General features: G+C 64.9%; 19 protein-coding genes. 9 read left to right on the top strand and 10 right to left on the bottom strand.

Annotated elements, in window-relative coordinates:
- Positions 1 to 515 precede the first annotated feature (515 nt).
- A complete protein-coding gene (locus AC0J5K_RS05165; RefSeq protein ID WP_048533878.1) occupies positions 516 to 932 on the bottom strand; it encodes a secondary thiamine-phosphate synthase enzyme YjbQ in 417 nt (138 codons plus the stop codon).
- Between the two features lie 314 nt (positions 933 to 1,246).
- On the opposite strand from AC0J5K_RS05165, the gene yghX reads away from it, so the two are divergent.
- A complete protein-coding gene (gene yghX, locus AC0J5K_RS05160) occupies positions 1,247 to 2,149 on the top strand; it encodes a YghX family hydrolase (RefSeq protein WP_274564895.1) in 903 nt (300 codons plus the stop codon).
- Between the two features lie 63 nt (positions 2,150 to 2,212).
- On the opposite strand, the gene AC0J5K_RS05155 is transcribed toward yghX, so the two are convergent.
- The 4 genes from AC0J5K_RS05155 to AC0J5K_RS05140 form a co-directional block, all read right to left on the bottom strand.
- The gene (locus tag AC0J5K_RS05155) at positions 2,213 to 2,773 is read right to left on the bottom strand and encodes a TadE/TadG family type IV pilus assembly protein (RefSeq protein ID WP_074834881.1); all 561 of its coding nucleotides are present in this window, start codon (positions 2,771 to 2,773) and stop codon (positions 2,213 to 2,215) included.
- Positions 2,774 to 2,778: 5 nt separating this feature from the next.
- Positions 2,779 to 3,318, bottom strand: coding sequence for a TadE/TadG family type IV pilus assembly protein (locus AC0J5K_RS05150; protein ID WP_074834816.1), 540 nt, complete (start codon positions 3,316 to 3,318; stop codon positions 2,779 to 2,781).
- Positions 3,315 to 4,934, bottom strand: a complete 1,620-nt coding sequence (locus tag AC0J5K_RS05145) for a TadE/TadG family type IV pilus assembly protein (RefSeq protein WP_074834814.1) — start codon at positions 4,932 to 4,934, stop codon at positions 3,315 to 3,317. The genes AC0J5K_RS05150 and AC0J5K_RS05145 overlap by 4 nt, the downstream gene beginning before the upstream one ends.
- A 306-nt stretch (positions 4,935 to 5,240) precedes the next feature.
- Positions 5,241 to 6,671 carry a Glu/Leu/Phe/Val family dehydrogenase gene (locus tag AC0J5K_RS05140; RefSeq protein WP_074834812.1) on the bottom strand — a complete coding sequence of 477 codons (1,431 nt, stop codon included), beginning with the start codon at positions 6,669 to 6,671 and terminating at the stop codon, positions 5,241 to 5,243.
- A 472-nt stretch (positions 6,672 to 7,143) separates the two neighbouring features.
- Between AC0J5K_RS05140 and AC0J5K_RS05135 the strand changes: the two genes are divergently transcribed.
- The 3 genes from AC0J5K_RS05135 to AC0J5K_RS05125 are packed head-to-tail and all read left to right on the top strand — an operon-like array spanning position 7,144 to position 9,851.
- Complete coding sequence (locus AC0J5K_RS05135) at positions 7,144 to 8,739, top strand: TadE/TadG family type IV pilus assembly protein (protein ID WP_274564888.1); 1,596 nt, start codon at positions 7,144 to 7,146, stop codon at positions 8,737 to 8,739.
- Positions 8,736 to 9,275, top strand: coding sequence for a TadE/TadG family type IV pilus assembly protein (locus AC0J5K_RS05130; RefSeq protein ID WP_074834809.1), 540 nt, complete (start codon positions 8,736 to 8,738; stop codon positions 9,273 to 9,275). Before AC0J5K_RS05135 ends, AC0J5K_RS05130 begins: the two co-directional genes overlap by 4 nt.
- A gap of 6 nt (positions 9,276 to 9,281) precedes the next feature.
- Positions 9,282 to 9,851, top strand: coding sequence for a TadE/TadG family type IV pilus assembly protein (locus AC0J5K_RS05125; RefSeq protein ID WP_048532433.1), 570 nt, complete (start codon positions 9,282 to 9,284; stop codon positions 9,849 to 9,851).
- 76 nt (positions 9,852 to 9,927) lie between these two features.
- On the opposite strand, the gene AC0J5K_RS05120 is transcribed toward AC0J5K_RS05125, so the two are convergent.
- Complete coding sequence (locus AC0J5K_RS05120; RefSeq protein ID WP_048532434.1) at positions 9,928 to 10,407, bottom strand: hypothetical protein; 480 nt, start codon at positions 10,405 to 10,407, stop codon at positions 9,928 to 9,930.
- 173 nt (positions 10,408 to 10,580) lie between these two features.
- On the opposite strand from AC0J5K_RS05120, the gene AC0J5K_RS05115 reads away from it, so the two are divergent.
- On the top strand, positions 10,581 to 11,492 hold the full coding sequence (locus tag AC0J5K_RS05115; protein WP_274564883.1) for a pirin family protein: 912 nt from the start codon (positions 10,581 to 10,583) through the stop codon (positions 11,490 to 11,492).
- 51 nt (positions 11,493 to 11,543) lie between these two features.
- On the opposite strand, the gene AC0J5K_RS05110 is transcribed toward AC0J5K_RS05115, so the two are convergent.
- Positions 11,544 to 12,614 (bottom strand): alcohol dehydrogenase family protein, encoded by a 1,071-nt coding sequence (locus tag AC0J5K_RS05110; protein WP_274564881.1) that lies wholly within the window; start codon positions 12,612 to 12,614, stop codon positions 11,544 to 11,546.
- Positions 12,615 to 12,684: 70 nt separating this feature from the next.
- On the opposite strand from AC0J5K_RS05110, the gene AC0J5K_RS05105 reads away from it, so the two are divergent.
- Positions 12,685 to 13,212 carry a TetR/AcrR family transcriptional regulator gene (locus AC0J5K_RS05105; protein ID WP_074834804.1) on the top strand — a complete coding sequence of 176 codons (528 nt, stop codon included), beginning with the start codon at positions 12,685 to 12,687 and terminating at the stop codon, positions 13,210 to 13,212.
- Positions 13,213 to 13,252: 40 nt separating this feature from the next.
- Here AC0J5K_RS05105 and argF read toward each other — a convergent pair whose 3' ends face one another.
- The 3 genes from argF to truA form a co-directional block, all read right to left on the bottom strand.
- The gene (gene argF, locus AC0J5K_RS05100; RefSeq protein ID WP_074834802.1) at positions 13,253 to 14,179 is read right to left on the bottom strand and encodes an ornithine carbamoyltransferase; all 927 of its coding nucleotides are present in this window, start codon (positions 14,177 to 14,179) and stop codon (positions 13,253 to 13,255) included.
- 72 nt (positions 14,180 to 14,251) lie between these two features.
- A complete protein-coding gene (locus AC0J5K_RS05095; protein WP_274564877.1) occupies positions 14,252 to 15,424 on the bottom strand; it encodes an aspartate aminotransferase family protein in 1,173 nt (390 codons plus the stop codon).
- A 192-nt stretch (positions 15,425 to 15,616) separates the two neighbouring features.
- The gene (truA, locus tag AC0J5K_RS05090) at positions 15,617 to 16,387 is read right to left on the bottom strand and encodes a tRNA pseudouridine(38-40) synthase TruA (protein WP_274564876.1); all 771 of its coding nucleotides are present in this window, start codon (positions 16,385 to 16,387) and stop codon (positions 15,617 to 15,619) included.
- 108 nt (positions 16,388 to 16,495) lie between these two features.
- Between truA and AC0J5K_RS05085 the strand changes: the two genes are divergently transcribed.
- From AC0J5K_RS05085 to AC0J5K_RS05075, 3 genes are read left to right on the top strand one after another with little or no spacing between them, the layout of a single operon-like run.
- A complete protein-coding gene (locus AC0J5K_RS05085) occupies positions 16,496 to 17,911 on the top strand; it encodes a YcjX family GTP-binding protein (protein ID WP_274564875.1) in 1,416 nt (471 codons plus the stop codon).
- Entirely contained in the window at positions 17,908 to 18,354 is a 447-nt protein-coding gene (locus AC0J5K_RS05080) for a GNAT family N-acetyltransferase (protein ID WP_274564874.1), read from the top strand. Before AC0J5K_RS05085 ends, AC0J5K_RS05080 begins: the two co-directional genes overlap by 4 nt.
- Positions 18,351 to 19,343 carry a YcjF family protein gene (locus AC0J5K_RS05075; RefSeq protein ID WP_274564873.1) on the top strand — a complete coding sequence of 331 codons (993 nt, stop codon included), beginning with the start codon at positions 18,351 to 18,353 and terminating at the stop codon, positions 19,341 to 19,343. The genes AC0J5K_RS05080 and AC0J5K_RS05075 overlap by 4 nt, the downstream gene beginning before the upstream one ends.
- Positions 19,344 to 19,363 lie beyond the last annotated feature (20 nt).

The raw sequence follows: 19,363 nt of genomic DNA, 5'->3' as shown, positions 1-19,363 counted from the left end.
TATTCTTAGCCGCCTAGCTCGGGCAGACCCAAAAAACGCGTCCGAGTTTGCCGCACGTCCCCGGCGAGTGCCGATCTCACATGGCGTTAAAATATAGCACGAATTCCCGTTCTCGGACGCCTGTGCCTTTCTCGGACGCCGACGTCCGAGAATTATGCTCACCGTGACACCCAAAAACGCCTTTGAAAGCCGGTTCAAACACGGATTTTACGTGTATTGAACCGGGCTTATACGGACCATCAGCGCGATCACCTTCTGACCGCCCAAAAGAGCCATTCAACGTCCAAACCGCCGTTTCGGAAGGTTTCTGAAAGAATTGCAGTTTCGTCTGCACATCAGCTCGGGCGACGTCTCAACACCCTGATTTTTTTTGTGATCCGGCTTCTTCCGGCCTCTTCTGACCTCTTCCGGTATCCCCTGAAAGAATGTGTTTCAACTAACAGAGGCGTTGGCCGCTATCCCTGCGGGGCTCCCCCGAGGGCATTTTGCAACAGGAGTGGCGGGGGCGGCTGGCGTCAGGCCAGATGGGCCACGATGTCCCGGGATTTGGGTGCGCGGCGGTGTTCGAAAACGTAAATCCCCTGCCAGGTTCCGAGCCGCAGGCGCCCATCAAGCACGGGAATGGAGAGCGAGACCGGCAGCAGCGCGGATTTGATATGCGCCGGCATGTCGTCCGGGCCCTCGTAGGTGTGGGTGAGATAGGACATCGCCGGATCGTCCGAGGGCGGCACCAGGCGGTGAAAGAAAGCGCGCAGGTCGCTCTGCACCTCCGGGTCGGCATTTTCCTGGATCAGCAGGCTGGCCGAGGTATGGCGGATCATCAGCGTCAGCAGCGCCGGTCCGGCCGGGCCGCCGGCGACCCAGGCCGCGACTTCGCGGGTGACCTCGTAAAGCCCCGGGCCCCGGGTGGCGATGGACAGGGTGGTCTGCATGGCGCCGGTCATCCTTCGGACGTGGTCGGCGGCAGCGTGACCCGCCCGCGCGGAATGCAAAGGCGGCGTTTGACGACAGATATGGCACGCTCCGTTGTTTCTGCGTTTCGGCCGCTCCCTATCATGGATGACCGCGGCAGGTCAGGGGGAAATGCCCAGGCCCGGCGGCGCGGGCGGAGGGGTCGCCACGCACGCAACTGTGAGCGGAGGCAGCGCCAAACTCCGGCTTTTCACCTGTTCAACTGGGCGTTGCGCGGTATCGTGAACCGGTCGGGCGGCCGGCGTCCGGCTTGTGTTTGTAAAAAGGACTACCGATGAACGAGATTTCCCCTCCCCGCATGACCGCCAAGGATTTTGATCAGGAGCTGCTCGACCTCTATGATTATTACGCCCATGGCAAGATCACGAAACGCGAGTTCCTCGACCGCGCCGGCAAATTTGCCGTCGGCGGGGTCACCGCCGCGGCGCTGCTGGGCATGCTCAGCCCGAATTACGCGCTGGCCGAACAGGTGCAATTCACCGATCCCGACATCCTGCCGGAATATATAACCTACCCCTCGCCGAACGGCCATGGCGAGGTGCGCGGCTATCTGGTGCGGCCGACCAATGTCGAGGGCCCGGTGCCGGCCGTCGTCGTGGTGCATGAGAACCGCGGTCTCAACCCCTATATCGAAGACGTCGCGCGCCGGGTGGCCAAGGCCGGCTTTCTCGCGCTGGCGCCCGACGGGCTGACCTCGGTCGGCGGCTATCCCGGCAATGACGCCGAGGGGCGCGAGTTGCAGCAGACCGTGAATCGCGAAAAGCTGATGAACGACTTCTTTGCCGCTTATGAATTCCTCGCCGGTCATGACGAGACCACGGGCAAGGTGGGCTGCGTCGGCTTCTGTTACGGCGGCGGGGTCTGCAATGCCATGGCGGTGGCCTATCCCGAGCTTGGTGCCTCGGTGCCCTTCTACGGGCGTCAGGTCAGCGCAGCGGATGTGCCGAGGATCGAGGCGCCGCTGTTGCTGCATTATGCCGGGCTCGACAGCCGCATCAACGAGGGCTGGCCGGCCTACAAGGCGGCGCTGGACGAACATGGCAAGACCTATGAGGCGCATATCTACGAAGGCGTGAACCACGGCTTTCACAACGACAGCACGCCGCGCTATGACGAAGCGGCGGCGGAACTGGCCTGGGACCGCACGATCGCGCATTTCGACCGCTATCTGCGCTGAGCAGAGCACGGCAAAAGGGCGCCTCGCGGGGCGCCCTCTCGCGGCCATGACGGCAGAGGTGGGTTACATGCCGGCCCATTCCAGCTTGGGCGCAAAGCGCGGCCGGGTGAAGGCGAAGTTGTAGAGCTCGGTATCCTCGCTCATGCCCGGCACGTCGAAGATCGGCGAATAGATGGCGGAGGTCTCCACCACAATCACCCGTTCATTGTGCAAGAGCGTCGGCAGATGTTCGGCAAGGGTGGTGTTCAGGTCGCGGTTCTTCAGCGGATAGAGTGGCCCGCGGGTCTGTGACCAGTCGCGGCGGTAAGCGTTCTTGCGCTTGTTCCAGCGCACCATCGTCACCCGGAGTCCGACCTGATCGTTCGCATGGGTCAGGAATTCGAGCATGCTGTGCAACCCGTCGAGATAGTCGTCATCGATTGCATCGGTCTCGCGTGAGAGCGCATCCGAGATGGTATAGGCGGCATTGGTGTTGATCGCCTTTTGCCGGAAGGCATCATAGTAGACATAGGCGCCGGCCAGCATCACGAAGAGCACCGGGGTGAAGATGATCAGTTCGAGGCTGACGCCGCCGCGGGTGTCGCCGGTGAACTGGCGCAGTTTTTGCAGAATCCTGGTCATCATGGCCATTACCTCGGTTCCTGGACGAATGCGGATGTAGAAACGATTGCGGTGAAGCCTTCGCTGTCCTTGGCCAGCTGGCCCCCGAGACCGGTTGTCGGGAACACCGGCTTGAACTTGTAGCAGGCACGCAGCAGCATGATCTCGTTGTCCTCGCCGCTCTGGAAATTCCGCAGCGGCCGGGCGTCTTCGGCCGAATTCTGACATTCGGCGGCGCTCGGAATGCCGGCGAAGGCCCGCGGATCGACTACCTTCATCTCGAGCCGCAGCGTTGCGGTGCATTCGGGAATGATGGCGGCGGTGTCGCAGATCTTTTCGCGGATGGTGTCGTAATTGGCCGCGAAACCGGTGGAGAGGCGGATTTCTCGCACCGTGGTGTCGAGGCCGCGTTCCAGCATGGCGTGGCGGATGTTCATCCAGCCCATCTCGACCATCGCGCCGAGGAAGACTGCAAACAGCGGCAGGACGATGGCGAATTCGATGACCGAGGCCGCGCCGCTTTCGTCCTTGCAGAACCGGGCGGTTGCCTGTTTCAGGTTGCGTGTCATTGGATCAGCCTCAGGTTGTTGATCTGGCGGGCAATGGCGTGGAAGGTTTCGGTGATCTCGATCCCCTCCACTGCAAAGTAATGCGAGTCCGAGGAGGCGCAGTCCTTGAGCGCGTTCTGCCCCGCTGTCGGCGCCTCGAAGGCGATGGCAAAGACCACGATGCCCTTGTCCCTGGCTGCCTGGCACACCGTCGACAGACGGGTGTCGGCCGAGGTCGCACCGACGATGCCAGTATAGCCGTAGTAGATGTTGGAATAGGCGCTCTGCGAGATGAAGTTGTCGCGCTCGGGCCGTTCCCAGAACTTCTTGGCCACGCCCTTGACCCCCCAGCGGGCATAGACTTCGGCGTTGGTCATCCGGCGAGCCGACGTGCCACCGTCGAGATAGTTGCGATAGCGGTAATCCCAGCTCCAGCCGTCGTAGCGCACCCAGTAGTATGTGTCGTTGCTGGTGCCCGTGTTGTCATCGACAAGCACCGAGAAGCGGTCATCGCTCATCGACGTGGTGCCCCGGTCGTCGATCCAGACGTCGGACCATTCGGTCTTGAACTCGGGTTTGAGGTCATATTGCGTGGTGTTCTGCCCATCGGTCATCAGCACCACCACTTTCATCGCCTCGGTGTCGGTGAAGGTTGCCGGACGCTGGGTGGCCGATTCCGACAGGTGGCCGTCGGCGCGCATCTGGTCGAACACCGGGGCGGCCGCGTCGGACAGCAGGGCCGTCCCCCATTTCATGCCGAGGTCGATGGCGGTATTGCCGCCGGCCCCGAGCGAGTCGATATGGGCCTTCAGCGCATTTGCATCGCTCGAGGCCACGACGATCTGGCCATAGTCGTCATCCGGGCACCAGGGATTGGAGATCTCGGTCGTGGTCTCGCTTGACGAATAGGGATCGAAATGCGCCAGACGCTTGAGCAGCTGGTCCTGTGTGATATCGACCGTGTCGAATTCATTGTCGTTGAAGATCACGCAGTTGGAATAGTCGTGCGTGTCCTCGATGTTGAAATATTGCGAAACGGTCGGGCCGAGGTTCACCGTGGCATTGTACGGCACCACGGAAACGGTGGTCTGATCCATCGCGTCGGTAGTCGGGGTGATCACCGTATCGACGAATTCCTTGGCGGCGGCGCGCAGGTTCTGGATCTTGCTGTTCGATCCCATCGAACCCGAGATATCGAGGATCATCGAGATCTCGACCTTGGAAATCTTTTCTTCCGCGACACTGTGGGCCGGCGCGTTCAGGCTGTCGATCCCGGCCATGCGCATGAACAGCGTCTCGACATCGGTGTTGCCGGTGGCCGAGACCGTCCGATAGTTGAGCCCCTCATCGACGGTGACCTGCGTCAGCGCACCGGCGACGCCGGCGGTGGCGACGTAATCCTGGGCGACGCCGGACGGATCGGCCTCCTGATCGAGATCGGCGGCAGCCAGCACGGCACGGTCGAGCACGTGCTGCATCTTGGTGCGGATCGATTCATAGCGCATCACGTCAATGGCCGCGCCAGTGGTCAGCAGGATCGCGAGGCTCAGGTAGACGCACACGATGGTGGCGTTGCCGGAGTCATCCTGCCAGAAGCGGCGTACAAAGGCGCGGTGCCCTTTCGCAAATCCTGTCATGTTGTCGTTCCCTCTGTGACCACGGAGCGGATCTCTGTGAGGCATTTACTATTGGGTGAGAATTGGTGCGTGCTGAGGGCACAAAAGCGGCAAAAAAGGGGTTTTATCCGAGGAATTTAGAAAATCCTGCCACATCTGCGCCACGGCAGACATGGTGTTTTCCTTGAAAACCAGGTGGTTGGGGGAATTCAGCGGAACAGGGCCAAAAGCGGGCCGCGCGTGATCGCGCCGTTATCTTTCCGTAAAGCGCGGCGATCTCCGCCGCATTTCGCCGCGGGTCGGCCCCGCGGCGAAAGCTGTCTGGCCCTAGAGCCCCTTGGCGCGATAACTCGACGCCACCTTGCCGATCGCCACCAGATAGGCGGCGGTGCGCAGATCGTCGACGTCCTCACGCTCGTGCCAGACATCGCGCATCGACTGGAATGCGGTGCGCATGGTGTCATCGAGGCCCGAGCGCACCAGCTCGAGCTCATCCGCGCCCCTGAGGTATTTCTCCTTGAAGTGCGGCGTCATCGACCATTTGTCGCCCAGGTGATCGCTGAGCCGCTCAAGCTCCTTGACGATCAGCTCGTGGCGCGCCTCTTCCTGCCGGCGCTGCATCCGGCCAAAGCGGATGTGCGACAGGTTCTTGACCCATTCGAAATAGGACACCGTGACACCGCCGGCATTGGCATACATGTCGGGGATGATCACCGTGCCCTTCTTGCGCAGGATATCGTCGGCCCCGGCCGTCACCGGGCCGTTCGCCGCCTCGATGATCAGCGGCGCCTTGATCCGTTCGGCGTTCGACATGTTGATCACGCCCTCGAGCGCGGCCGGAATGAGGATGTCGCATTCCTCCTCCATCACCGCCGCGCCTTCGGAATGATGCGCGGCATCCGGATAGCCGGTCACACCGCCATGTTTGACGATCCATTCACGCACGCCCTCGACGTTGAGACCTTCCGCGCTGAACAGCGCACCGTCACGCTCGATGATGCCGATCACCTGGCAGCCGTCCTCTTCGGACAGGAACTTGGCGGCGTGATAGCCGACATTGCCGAGCCCCTGAACGATGACCCGCTTGCCGTCGAGCGTGCCCGAGAGACCGGCCTTGTCAACGCCCTGCCGGTCGCGAAAGAACTCGCGCAGGGCATATTGCACACCGCGCCCGGTCGCCTCGACCCGACCGGAGATGCCACCGGCATTGAGCGGTTTGCCAGTCACGCAGGCCCGGGCGTTGATGTCGGTGGTGTTCATCCGGGCGTATTGATCGGCGATCCAGGCCATCTCGCGTTCCGAGGTGCCCATGTCGGGCGCCGGCACGTTCTGCGACGGGTTGATCAGATCGCGCTTGGCCAGCTCATAGGCAAAGCGGCGCGTTACCTGTTCCAGCTCGTGCTCGTCATATTGCCGCGGATCGATGCAGAGCCCGCCCTTGGAGCCACCGAACGGCGCTTCGACCAGCGCGCATTTGTAGGTCATCAGCGCCGCCAGCGCCTCGACCTCGTCCTGGTTGACGGCGTTGGAATAGCGGATGCCGCCCTTGACCGGCTCCATATGCTCGGAATGCACCGACCGATAGCCCACAAAGGTCTGTATCCGGCCCCTCAGCCGCACCCCGAAGCGCACCGTATAGGTCGCGTTGCAGACCCTGATCTTTTCCTCCAGCCCCGGCGGCAGGTCCATGAGAGAGACCGCGCGGTTGAACATCAGATCGACGCTCTCGCGGAATGTCGGTTCATTGGCTGGCTGCATTGGGTTCCTCCATTGGGTCCGGGCAGGCGACTCGCCCATTTGATTAATCTTTTGGCATCAAGCCTATGACGCTAAGGTTAAGGCGCGCGAGCATTTTTTCCGGTTTTTCCTTGCCGGATTTTCCCCGCCGCCCCGGGCCTCGGCGCACGAGATGGCCGGGCAAGCCATGCGTCGGACAGCTGACACCGCGCAGTAGGCCCAATTTCCCTCAAATTGTTTCTAGCGCCCAGACAATCCCCCGAAGGACTTTGCACTAACGCTGAAACAGATACAAAAACACGTTATTATACAGTGACTTGCCTTAATTTCGCCGAGTTCATCGGGCATAGATATTGCAGCACGAGGTCCGTCCCGGGAACAGCTGCTTCCACCGCCATTTCGGCGCCAGACTGAAACTTCGGGGCTTCAGTGAGTGAGGATTGTAATAATGCATAAGGACATTTCTGGTCCGCCGCTTTCCGTAAGGGAAAGGATGGCGACCCGGTTGCACCGGTTCCGGCGCGACGACGCGGGCACCATCACCGTACTTGCCATGATTATTTTTGTCGGCATCATCGCGATCTGCGGCTTCGGCGTCGATCTGATGATGAACGAGATGAAGCGCGCCAAATTGCAGGCCACGCTTGACCGGGCCGTCCTGGCCGCGGCCGATCTCGAACAGGATCTCGATCCTGCCGCGGTGGTTGACGATTACTTCGTCAAATCCGGCATGGACGGCACGCTCAGCTCCACTTCGGTGGACGACGGGCTGAATTACCGCGTGGTCTCGGCCACGGCCCAGCAGTCCTCCAACCCGCTCTTTCTCGGCGTGCTCGGCATCGATCAGATGATCGCCCCGGCCGCCGGCGAAGCCATGGAACGAATGTCGAACGTCGAGATCTCGCTGGTGCTCGACCGCTCCGGTTCGATGGGATCGAACAACAAGATCCAGAACCTGCGCGCCGCCGCCCGCGAATTCGTCGATACGGTGATCCAGCCCGAGGGTGCCCCCAGCCTGACCACGGTCAACCTGGTCAGCTACAATGCCACGGTGAACCTCGGATCGGTGGTGTCGCAGTATTTCAACCTCTCGGCCGAGCAAAATTATTCGAGCTGCGCGATCTTTCCCGATACCGCCTTCGACACCCTGGGCATTTCGCGCACTTCCGAGCTTGACCGGCTGAGCCATTTCGACCCCTGGAGCAGCAGCGAATACACCACCGAGATCTCGCAGCCCTGGTGCCCGGATGACGATTACGGCGCGATCGTGGTGCAAAGCGCCGATGCCACGGCCCTCAAAGGCCACATCGACAACCTCGGCGCCGGCGGCAACACCGCGATCGACCTCGGGATGAAATGGGGCACCGCCCTGCTCGATCCGAGCGCGCAATCGCTGGTCGACGACATGATCGCCGATGGCCAGGCCGATCCCATCGTCGCCGGCCGTCCCAGCGCCTATACCGATCCCGACGCGCTCAAGATCATCGTGCTGATGACCGACGGCGCCAATACCACCGAATATGATCTCAAGCCCGAGTTCCAGACCGGCATGTCGGAGATCTTCATTGACGACCGCGGCGACAACAATCCGTCGAACGACCGGTTCTCGTCCCGCATCGTCGACCAGTCGGGTACCTCCTCGGATGTCTACTACTGGGATCGCTACGAGAACTACTCGAACAGCTACAAGTACCGCAATTCGCCCGACGGCGGCAGCAACGCGCGGCAGATGAGCAACGCCGAAACCTTTGCCCGCTGGGGCACCCGCGGCCGCGCCACCAAGTTCTATCGCACGCCCTACCGGGATGGCCGGGTGTCCTACAGCACCTATGCCGGGCAGTACAACGCCTATGAGGGTATCGTTTACGCCGACCACGCCGACACCCGGCTTGCGGCGATCTGTGGCCAGGCTCGGGATGCAGGCATCGTGGTCTTCGCCATCGGCTTCGAGGCGCCCCAGCGCGGCCTGGACGCGATGGAGAACTGCGCCTCCTCGCCGTCCCATTACTTCGACGTCGCCGGTGTCGAGATCTCCGACGCCTTCAATTCCATCGCCCGGACCATCACCCAACTGAGGCTGACCCAATGACCCATCGCCTGAAACTCCATATGCGCCGGTTTGTCCGCGAAGAGTCGGGCTCGGTCGAAACCGTGGCCTTTGCCCTCTGGATGCCGATGATCGTGCTGATCCTGCTGACCATGCTCGAGGTGGGCGCCTATACCGCCCGTGCCACGATGCTGGAACGCGCCATGGATCAGACCGTCCGGTCGATCCGGCTCGAGACCGGGGCGGCGCCGCAACACAATGCGATCAAGGACATGATCTGCGAACGCGCCGTGATCCTGCCCGATTGCACCACCAACCTGCGGCTCGAGATGGTGCAGCGCGACCCGCGCGGCTGGACGGCCTTGCCCGGCTCGGCCGACTGCACCGACACTGCGCTCGAGGTCGCGCCGGTGCGCGCCTTCGTCAACGGCCAGACCAACGAGCTGATGGTGCTGCGCGCCTGCGCCAAGGTCACGCCGATCTTTCCGATTACTTTCCTGGCGCCGTCTCTCCAGAAGGACAATGCCGGAGACTACGCCCTGTTGGCCGCAACCTCCTTTGTCCAGGAACCGAGGTAATTCGTCATGATTGTTAAAAATTTCGGAAAACTCGCCTCGCAACTGCGTAAATTCCGCCGCGATGCCGATGGCAGCGTCAATATCGAGGCCATCATCCTGATGCCGGTGCTGCTGCTGACGATGGCGGTGTCGATGGTGTTCTACGATGCGTTCCGCCGCGACAGCATGGGCGAAAAGGCCACCTATACCCTGGGCGACATGCTCTCGCGCGAGACCGCCTATATCACGCCGGCGTATGTCGACAGCGCCAAGGACCTGTTCGGCTTTCTCACCGGCACCGGCGATGCCGACAACACCATCCGCGTCAGCGTCGTGTCCTATGACGGGCCGGGCGCAAGCTACAACGTCGAATGGAGCGAGGTGCGCGGCGCCCATGCCATGACCCTGACCGATGCCGAGCTTGCCGGCCAGCATGACCAACTGCCGGTGATGGTGAGCGGCGAACAATTGATCGTGGTCGAAACCTATGTCGATTACGACTGGCCATTGGAGCTCGGGTTCAATGACGGCGTGCTGACCGCGCGCGTCTTTACCCGCCCCCGGTTTGCGCCACAACTCGTCTGGCTGGGAAGCTAACCCCCCAACAGGCACACCGACAGACGTGTTGTGACCAGCGACAGACCGGGCAGCAATGTCCGGTCTGTTCCTCCTGTCAGAGCCCGCCGCGCCGCTCGACCAGCTGCATGTTCATCAGGTCGGCCATGTATTTCGCATCCGCCGCCGCCGTCACCCCGCCGACCCCGATCCGCTTGCCCATCACCCAGTAGAGCCCGGGCCGCCAGCGCCGGGGCTGTCTGGTCCGGGTGACGATCATGAAGCCGTTCGACGGCTTCATCGCCAGCATGCCGCGTTCGACGGTGACGATATCGTCGAAGGCCGCCAGCAGATGACCTTCGGAATCGAAAAGCCCGTCATCGCGCAGCTCGAGTCGCAGCGCGGTGGCCTGAAGCATCCGCATCGCCGCATAAAGCGCCGCGCCACCCAGCCCGATCAACGCCAGCTGCCAGTAAAAGGCATCAAAGCTCTGAGACAGCGCCAGATAAAGCACCAGCAGCCCCAGCCCGAACATCGTGCCGACGCCGAAATACCGCCGTGCGGGCGATGCCGCCAGTTCCGCCAAAACCTCTGCCATATGCGCGTTCTCCTCAGCTCCGCCGCCTCTTACCCTGCTTTGCGGCCGGGTGCGAGGGGGCTTGCGGGCCAATGGACTTGTGTCCTGACGCACATGACCCCTTCGGCGACCGCGATTGCAGCGCGCTGATGCACGACCTATCTTTGCCGCAAGAGGCAAGAAAGGACCATACCATGTCTTTGCGACCCACATTGGAAACCCGCCGCGCCCAACCCACGATGGAGGGTGCCGGCGTCAAACTGCACCGCGCCTTCGGCTTTCAGGATCCGAGCGAGCTCGACCCCTTCCTGTTGTTCGACGATTTCCGCGGCGAGACGCCCGACGACTACAGCGCCGGCTTTCCCTGGCACCCGCACCGCGGCATCGAGACGATCACCTATGTTCTGGGGGGCGCGGTGGATCATGCCGACAGCCTCGGCAATTCCGGCACCCTGGGCGCGGGCTCGGTGCAATGGATGACCGCCGGATCGGGCATTCTTCACCAGGAGATGCCCAAGGGCAACGCCAAAGGCCAGATGCACGGCTTTCAGCTCTGGGCCAACCTGCCCTCCTCGCTGAAGATGACCGCGCCGCGCTATCAGGACATCCACGCGCCGGACATTCCCGAAGTGGTGGATGACGACGGGACGCGGGTCAAGGTGATCACCGGCGAGTTCTGGGGCAAGCGCGGGCCGGTCGACGGCATCGCCGCCGATCCGCAATATCTCGATGTCTTTGTCCCGGCGGGCGTCAAGAAGACCTTCCGGGTCGACACCTACCGCCGCGCCTTTGCCTATGTCTTCGAGGGCGCCGGCGCCTTTGCCGATGCCTCCGGGCCGCAGGGCGTGCTGCTTGAGAAGGAGGTGGCGGGCCAGGAGGTCAATATCCGCGACCTTTCGGGCAACCGCACGCTGGTGCGCTTCGGCACCGGCGACGAGGTGACGGTGCAGGCCGGGCCCGAGGGCATCCGTTTTCTGCTGATCTCCGGCGCGCCGATCAACGAGCCGGTGGCTTGGCACGGGCCGATCGTGATGAACACCCGCGAAGAGCTGACCCAGGCCTTTGCAGAGCTGCGCAACGACACCTTCATCCGCCCGGCGCATTGATCGCAGGCGGGGCGCCCGACACCGGGCGCCCTGATCATTTTCGCCACGACATCAGCCGGCGATCACGATGCCGATCTTGCCCATGTGGGATTTTTCCAGAAAGGCCTCCTGCGCCTGGCGCAGATCGTGCAGCGGATGGGTTTCGGCCACCACCGGGCGAATTTCGCCCCGCTCGATATAACCCACCAGATCGGTGAAGACCCGCGGCTCCTGCCGGGTGCTGCCGATCAGGGTCAGGTCCTTGAGGTAGAGGGTGCGCAGGTCGAGCTCGACAATCGGCCCGGCAATGGCGCCGGAGGTCACATAGCGGCCCCTGGGCGCAAGCGCGTCGAGCAGCCCGGGCCAGCGCGTGCCCCCCACCAGATCGAGCACCACGTCAAAGGCGTCCTGCGGCAGCTGGTCGTCGCGGCCCAGGGTGGCATCGGCACCGAGCGTTCTGAGCGCCGCGGTCTTGGCCGGGCTGGTCACCGCCGTGACATGGGCGCCACGACGTTTGGCCAATTGCACCGCAGCCGAGCCGACCCCGCCGGAGGCGCCGGTAATCAGCACCCGTTCGGCGCCCAGGGCGGCGCGCTGGATCATCCCTTCCGCGGTCGAGAAGGCGCAGGGGAAGGAGGCCAGCTCCACATCCGAGAGCGCGCTGTCGACCGGGACGGTATTGGCGGCATCGATGGTGGTATATTCGGCGAAACCGCCGTCACGCTCCGAACCGAAGGTCTCCAGCGCATCGGCATCGCCCCCTTCAGGCCGGTACATCGGACGCACCAGCACCCGCGCGCCCAGCCGCTCCGGCGCAACACCGGCGCCCAGGGCGACGATCTCACCGCAGCAATCGGCGCCCTGGATCCGGGGAAAGCTCAGCGCACCCGACCAGCCGCCATCGGCATCCGAGGCACCGTCATAACCCCCGGCGGCGGCCGAGCCGGTGTCGCCGCGCACCGCCTTGGAATACCAGCCGGTGCGGGTGTTCACATCGGTGTTGTTCACCGCCGAGGCGCCGACCCGGATCAGCACCTCGCCGGCCCGCGGCTGCGGCACCGGCACGTCCTCGCGCCACTCGAGCCGGTCGAGCCCGCCATGGCCGGTCAGGACAACGGCTTTCATCGTTCGGGGCAATGTCATTGCGGAATCTCCACGTGTAGAATGATCTCTCTACTTGCCCAGGTAGAGCAACCATTCTACATCGTCAAGCATGACCGACACGATGACCAGGATCGCCAGCGGGCTTGAGCGCGCATTTGCCAGCGGCGGCTTTGCCGCGCCCAGCGTCGAGGATCTGCGCGATGCGGCTGGGGTAAGCCTGCGCACGCTTTACAAATACACCCCCTCGCGGGTCGAAATGGTGCGCGCGGCGCTGGAAAACCGGCACCGGCGCTATCTGGCGCGGGTGTTCGACGATCTGCCGCCGGCGCCGGAGGCGGCGCTTGACGAGATCCTGACCCGGATCGGCGGATGGATGGAGACCGAAGCCTCGCATGGTTGTCTGTTTCACGCCGCCGTGGCCGCCGATCCCGGCAATGCCGACCTGCGCGCCCTGCTCGAGCGCCACAAGACCGAAGTCGCCGCCCGCGCGGCGGCCGCCACCGGCCTTGCCGGACGCGAGACCCATCTGCTGCTGTTGTTCGAAGGGCTGACGCAGACCTGGCCGCTGCGCGGCGCCGCGGCCATGGCCGCGGCCGGCGCACTGGCCAAGACGCTCACGGCCGACGCATCGGCGTGAACGCGCCCTGAGCGCCCTGAGACACGCCTCTGCGCCGGGATCAGACGCCCAGGCACCAGCGCATGACGGCCTTTTGTGCATGCAGCCGGTTTTCCGCCTCGTCGAAGACCACCGAATGCTTGCCGTCCATGATCTCCGAGGTCGCCTCTTCCTCGCGGTGGGCCGGCAGGCAATGCATGAAAAGCGCGTCCGGCCGGGCGTGCTGCATCAGCGCCGCATTGACCTGATACGGCCGCAGCATGTTGTGACGCCGCTCCTTCGAGGACTGGCTGTCATGCATCGACACCCAGGTGTCGGTCACCACCAGATCGGCATCGGTCACGGCCCGCACCGGATCGCGCTCGATGGTGACGCTGACACCCTGCTTGCGGGCATGGCCGATGAACTCGGCCTCGGGATCGAGCTGCGACGGGCCGGTAAAGACCATGTCGAAGCCGAACTGCCCGGCGGCATGCAGGAAGGAGGCGCAGACATTGTTGCCGTCGCCGGCCCAGACCACGCGCTTGCCCCGGATCGGCCCGCGGTGTTCCTCGTAGGTCAGGATATCGGCCATGATCTGGCAGGGGTGGGTGCGGTCGGTGAGACCGTTGATCACCGGCACATCGGCATATTCCGCCATTTCGATCAGCACCGATTCATCGAAGGTACGGATCATGATCAGGTCCACATAGCGCGACAGCACGCGGGCGGTATCGGCGATGGTCTCGCCATGGCCCAGCTGCATGTCCTGCCCCGAGAGCACCATGGTCTGCCCGCCCATCTGGCGCACGCCGACGTCAAAGCTGACCCGGGTGCGGGTCGAGGGTTTTTCAAAGATCAGCGCCACCATCCGGCCGGCCAGCGGCTGGTCGTCGTCGGGCGCGCCGCGCGTCCGGCCGAGCCGGGCCTTCTTCATCGTCTGGGCATTGTCGATGATGGTCCGCAGGTCGGCGGCGGCGGTCTTGTGGATGTCGAGGAAATGGTTCATGGCTATTCGCTTTTCTGGCGGAAGATTGGGGCCAGCCCCCAAGCTCCCGCGGTATTTTCAAACAGAAGAAGATCAGGCCGCGAGCGCGGCGGCGGCCCGGTCGAGACGGCGAGCGGCCTCGGCGATGTCGTCCTCGGTGACGGTCAGCGGCGGCAAGAGGCGCACCACGTTGTCGGCGGCGGGCACGGTGATCACCTGGGCGTCATAGCCGGCGGCGACCAGATCTCCCGGGGCGACCCGGCACTTCAGCCCGAGCATCAGACCCTGGCCGCGGACTCCCTCGAAGATGCCGGGGTGATCGGCCACCAGGCCTTCGAGTTTCTGGCGCAACAGCCCGGCCTTGCGGTTGACGCTGTCGAGGAAGGCCGGCGTGCCGACGTGATCCATCACCGCGCAGCCCACCGCGCAGGCCAGCGGATTGCCGCCATAAGTCGAGCCGTGGCTGCCGGCGGTCATCGGGCCGCCCGCCGCCTCGGTGGCCAGCACCGCGCCCAGCGGGAAGCCGCCGCCGATGCCCTTGGCCACCATCATGATATCCGGCGTCGCCCCCGACCATTCATGGGCAAAGAGCCGGCCGGTGCGGCCCATGCCGCATTGCACCTCGTCGAAGATCAAAAGCAGACCGTGGGCATCGCAGAGCGCCCGCAGCCCCTTGAGGAAGGCGTCGGAGGCCGGGCGAATGCCGCCCTCGCCTTGGATCGGCTCGATCAGCACGGCGCCGGTGGTCTCGGTGATCGCCGCCTCGACGGCATCGAGATCGTCCCAGGGCAGAGACGTGAAGCCGGGCATCAAGGGGCCGAAGCCCTGGGTCATCTTTTCGCTGCCCGAGGCGGCGATGGCGGCCGTGGAGCGGCCGTGGAAACAGCCCTCGAAGGTAAGAAAGCCGGTCTTTTCCGGCTGGCCGGCAGCGTGATGATACCGGCGCGCCATCTTGATCGCCAGCTCGGCGCATTCGGTGCCGGAATTGGTAAAGAAAACGGTGTCGGCAAAACTCGCCTCGACCAGCTTCCGGGCCAGCGCCTCCTGCTGCGGGATCTCGTAGAGGTTGGAGACATGCCACAGCGCCTGCGCCTGATCGGTCAGCGCCTTGACCAGCGCCGGATGCGCATGGCCCATGACATTTACCGCGATGCCGCTGCCCAGGTCGAGAAATCGGCGCCCGTCCTCTTCGATCAGCCAGCTGCCTTCGCCCTTGGCGAAGTGCAGTTTTGCCCGGTTGTAGGTTGGCAGGACAGGAGGGATCATGGCGTCATCCTTTGCAAGAAGGCCGATTGGTGCCAAGGGCACGCGGTCAAGTCAAGGTTTTGATGGGATTGAAAACAAACAGGCCGGGGCCGCGCGCGGGGCGGCGCGGCGGGAAGATCAGAAATCTCGTCGGATCCGGGGTGTCTGTGTCATGCGCGCTGTCTAGGGCGGAACGCCGCCGCGCGCAAGGGCTCATCGCGCAAAGGGATCCTCGGGATAGCCCACGCCCATCAGGTAAAGCCCCTGCGGCGGGCAGACCGGGCCGCAGGCGGCGCGGTCGCGGGCGTCGAGCGCGTCTTTGACCCGATCGGGCGGCCAGGCGCCCGAGCCCACCCGTTCCAGCGTGCCGACGAAGCTGCGCACCTGGTTGTGCAGGAACGACCGCGCCGCCAGGCGGAACTGGTATTCAGGCCCGGCATCGGTCTCGGCCAGGGTGATCTCGAGGCTGTCGAGCGTCTTGACCGGCGAGGCCGCCTGACAGATCGACGAGCGGAAGGTGGTGAAATCGTGATGCCCCACCAGATGCGCCGCGCCCGCGCGCATCGCCTCGAGATCGAGCGGATTGTTGACTCGCCAGACCTGCCCCGCCTCCATGGTGCAGGGCGCGCGGCGCGACAGCAGCCGGAAGAGATAGCGCCGCTCCAGCGCCGAGAAGCGCGCATGCCAGTCATCGGCCACCGGCGCGCAATCGCGGATCGCCACGCGGGCGGGTTTCAGGTGGTGGTTCAACGCCTCGGAGAGCCGGAAGGGATCCCACTGCTTGACCATGTCGCACTGCGCCACCTGGCCGCGGGCATGCACCCCGGCATCGGTGCGACCGGCGGCCGCGATGGTGTGGTCGCGCGGCTCCAGACGGGCCAGCGCGGCCTCGATCGCACCTTGCACCGAGGGTTGATCGGCCTGCCGTTGCCACCCGGCGAACCCGGTGCCGTCATATTCCACTTTCAGCGCATATCTGGGCATGGCCGCGCATCTACCCCGAGGGCCGGGCCGAAACAATCCCCCTCGCGCCACTGGAACTGCGGCGTCGCGGCGCCTATCCTCTGGAACAGTCAGAACGAGGGGGCAGGTTTGGTCATCAATACTTTGGCCGATGGTGTGTTGCGCAGCGTCGAAGCGGTGACCGATACGGTCAGCGGCACCTTCTTCGAGCCGGTGATCCGGCTGGGCGTCACCGGGCTGGCGCGCTCGGGCAAGACGGTGTTCATCACGTCGCTGGTGGCCAATCTGATGGATCGCGGGCGGATGCCGGGGCTGGTCGCCGCCGCAGAGGGCCGGCTGCTCACTGCCTATCTTCAGCCGCAGCCCGACAATACCGTGCCGCGCTTTGACTATGAGGCGCATCTGGGCGACCTGACCTCGCGCAGCCCGCATTGGCCGGAAAGCACCCGGGCGGTGAGCGAATTGCGGCTCTCGCTCAAGGTGCAGCCCGGCGGGCTGCTTTCGGGCTTGCAGGGGCCGCGGGTCATCCACCTCGACATCGTCGATTATCCCGGTGAATGGCTGCTTGACCTGGCGCTTCTGGACAAGAGCTATGCCGAATGGTCGGAAGAGGTGATGCAACGGATCAAGGGGCGCTCGGAAGCTGCTGATTTTCTGGTGCTTTCCGGTCAGACCGACGCGACGCAGCCGGCCGGGGAGCCGGTCGCCAAGGCGCTGTCGGCGAGCTTCACCACCTATCTCAACGCCGCCCGCGACGCCGGATACTACGACTGCACGCCGGGGCGGTTCCTGCTGCCCGGCGATCTGGCCGGCGCGCCGGTGCTGACCTTCGCGCCGCTGCCGCAGCCGGAAGAGACCCCGCGCAAGGCGCTCTGGCGCGAGATGGAGCGCCGCTACGAGGCTTACAAGCGCGAAGTGGTGAAGCCGTTCTTTCGCGATCACTTTGCCCGGATCGACCGGCAGGTGGTGCTGGTCGATGCCCTCGGCGCGATCCACAAGGGGCCGCAGGCGGTCGAGGACATGCGCCATGCGATGGCCGACATCCTCTCGGCCTTCCGCCCCGGACGCAACGATTTCCTCACCCGCCTGCTGATGGGCAAGCGGGTCGAGAAGATCCTCTTTGCCGCCACCAAGGCCGATCACCTGCACCACGTCCAGCACCCCCGGCTGACCGCGATCATGGAGGCGCTGACCCGCGACGCCCGCGACCGGGCGCGCTTTGCCGGCGCCGATACGGCGGCGATGTCGATCGCGGCGTTGCGCGCCACCACCGAACAGACCCTCGCCCACAAGGGCCGCAGCCTCGATTGCGTGCGCGGCGCGCTGCTCGACGGCGGCCGGCAGGCGGCCTTCTACCCCGGCGAACTGCCGGAGGATCCGAACTCCCTGCTCGGCCCGGCGCGCGACGGCGCCGAGCGCTGGCTCGACGGCGATTTCCAGGCGATGCGCTTCGCCCCGGCGCCGCTGACACTCAAACCCGGCGACGGCCCGCCCCACATCCGGATTGACCGGGCGGCGCAATTCCTGATCGGAGACAAGCTGTGACCCCCGACATCCGAGACGCCCGTTCGACCGACGCCGGCAAGATCGCCGCGATCCTGACCGAAGCCATGGACACGCCGCCGTGGAAGCCGAACCTGCACAGCGGCGCGCAGGACGTGGCCCATTGCGGCCGGATGATCGACAAGGGCTGGGTCCGGGTGGTCGAGAGCGGCGACGGCCGCATCCTGGGCTTTATCGCCCGCAATGGCGAAGAGATCGATGCGCTCTTCGTGGCGGCGCCGGAGCGCGGCCAGGGGGTCGGGGTGGCGCTGCTCGACGACGCCAAGGCCCGGGCGAACCGGCTCGAGCTCTGGACCTTCCAGCGCAACACCGGGGCGCAGAAATTCTATGAACGCGAAGGCTTTGCCGAGGTGACGCGCAGCGACGGCGCGGGCAACCAGGAGCAACTGCCCGACGTGCGCTATGCCTGGGAGGCCAAGACATGAGCAAGGGACCGGTGCTGATCGAGCTTGACGAAGACACCCCCTCGCCCGCCGAGGCGCCGCCGGTGCCCGAACTGGGCGCGCCGACGCCCAAGGGCCAGGCGATGCAGACGGCGGCGGTGCTGGCGGCGCGGCGGCCGTCGCGGCTGGCGCGCTGGTTCTGGGGGCTGCTGGGGGCGGTGATCGGCGCTGCGGTCTCGGTCGCGGCCTGGGATTTCGCCACCGCGATGATCGACCGGCAGCCGATCCTGGGCTACGCGGTGACCGCGCTGATCACCGCGCTGCTGCTGGTGATGGTGCTGATCTCGCTCAAGGAGGTCGCCGCCTTCGGCCGGCTGCGGCGGATCGACAGGCTGCGGCTCCGGGCGGATGAGGCACTGGCCAATTCCGATCTCAAGGCCGCCCGTGCGGTGGCCGCCGATCTCCTGACCTTCTACGCCGGGCGCGAGGACACGCGTTGGGGCCGCGACAAGCTGCGCGACGGGATGGAGGATGCCTTTGACGCCGACGCCATGCTCGGGGAGGTCGAGCTTGACCTGCTGGCGCCGCTCGATGCCGCCGCCCGGCGCGAGGTCGAGGCGGCGGCGCGGCAGGTGGCGACGGTGACGGCGGTGGTGCCGCTGGCGCTGGCCGACGTGGTGGCGGCGCTGACCTCCAACCTGCGGATGATCCGCCGCATCGCCGAGATCTACGGCGGCCGCTCGGGCACGCTGGGCAGCTGGCGGCTGACCAAGGCGGTGATGGCGCATATCGTGGCCACCGGCGCGGTGGCGGTGGGCGACGACATGCTCGAGCCGCTGCTCGGCGGCTCGCTGCTGGGCAAGCTCTCGCGGCGCTTTGGCGAGGGCATGGTCAACGGGGCGCTGACCGCGCGGGTCGGCGTCGCCGCGATGGATGTCTGTCGCCCGGTGCCTTTCGGGGTCAAGACCCGCCCCTCGGTGCGCGGCATCGTGCAGAGCGCGCTGACCGGGGTCTTCAAGAGCGATCGCTAAGGCCGCGCTTGCGGCAATCG

It is taken from the genome of Marinovum sp. E3, assembly GCF_055755275.1.
This window is presented reverse-complemented; position numbering and strand designations above follow the sequence as displayed.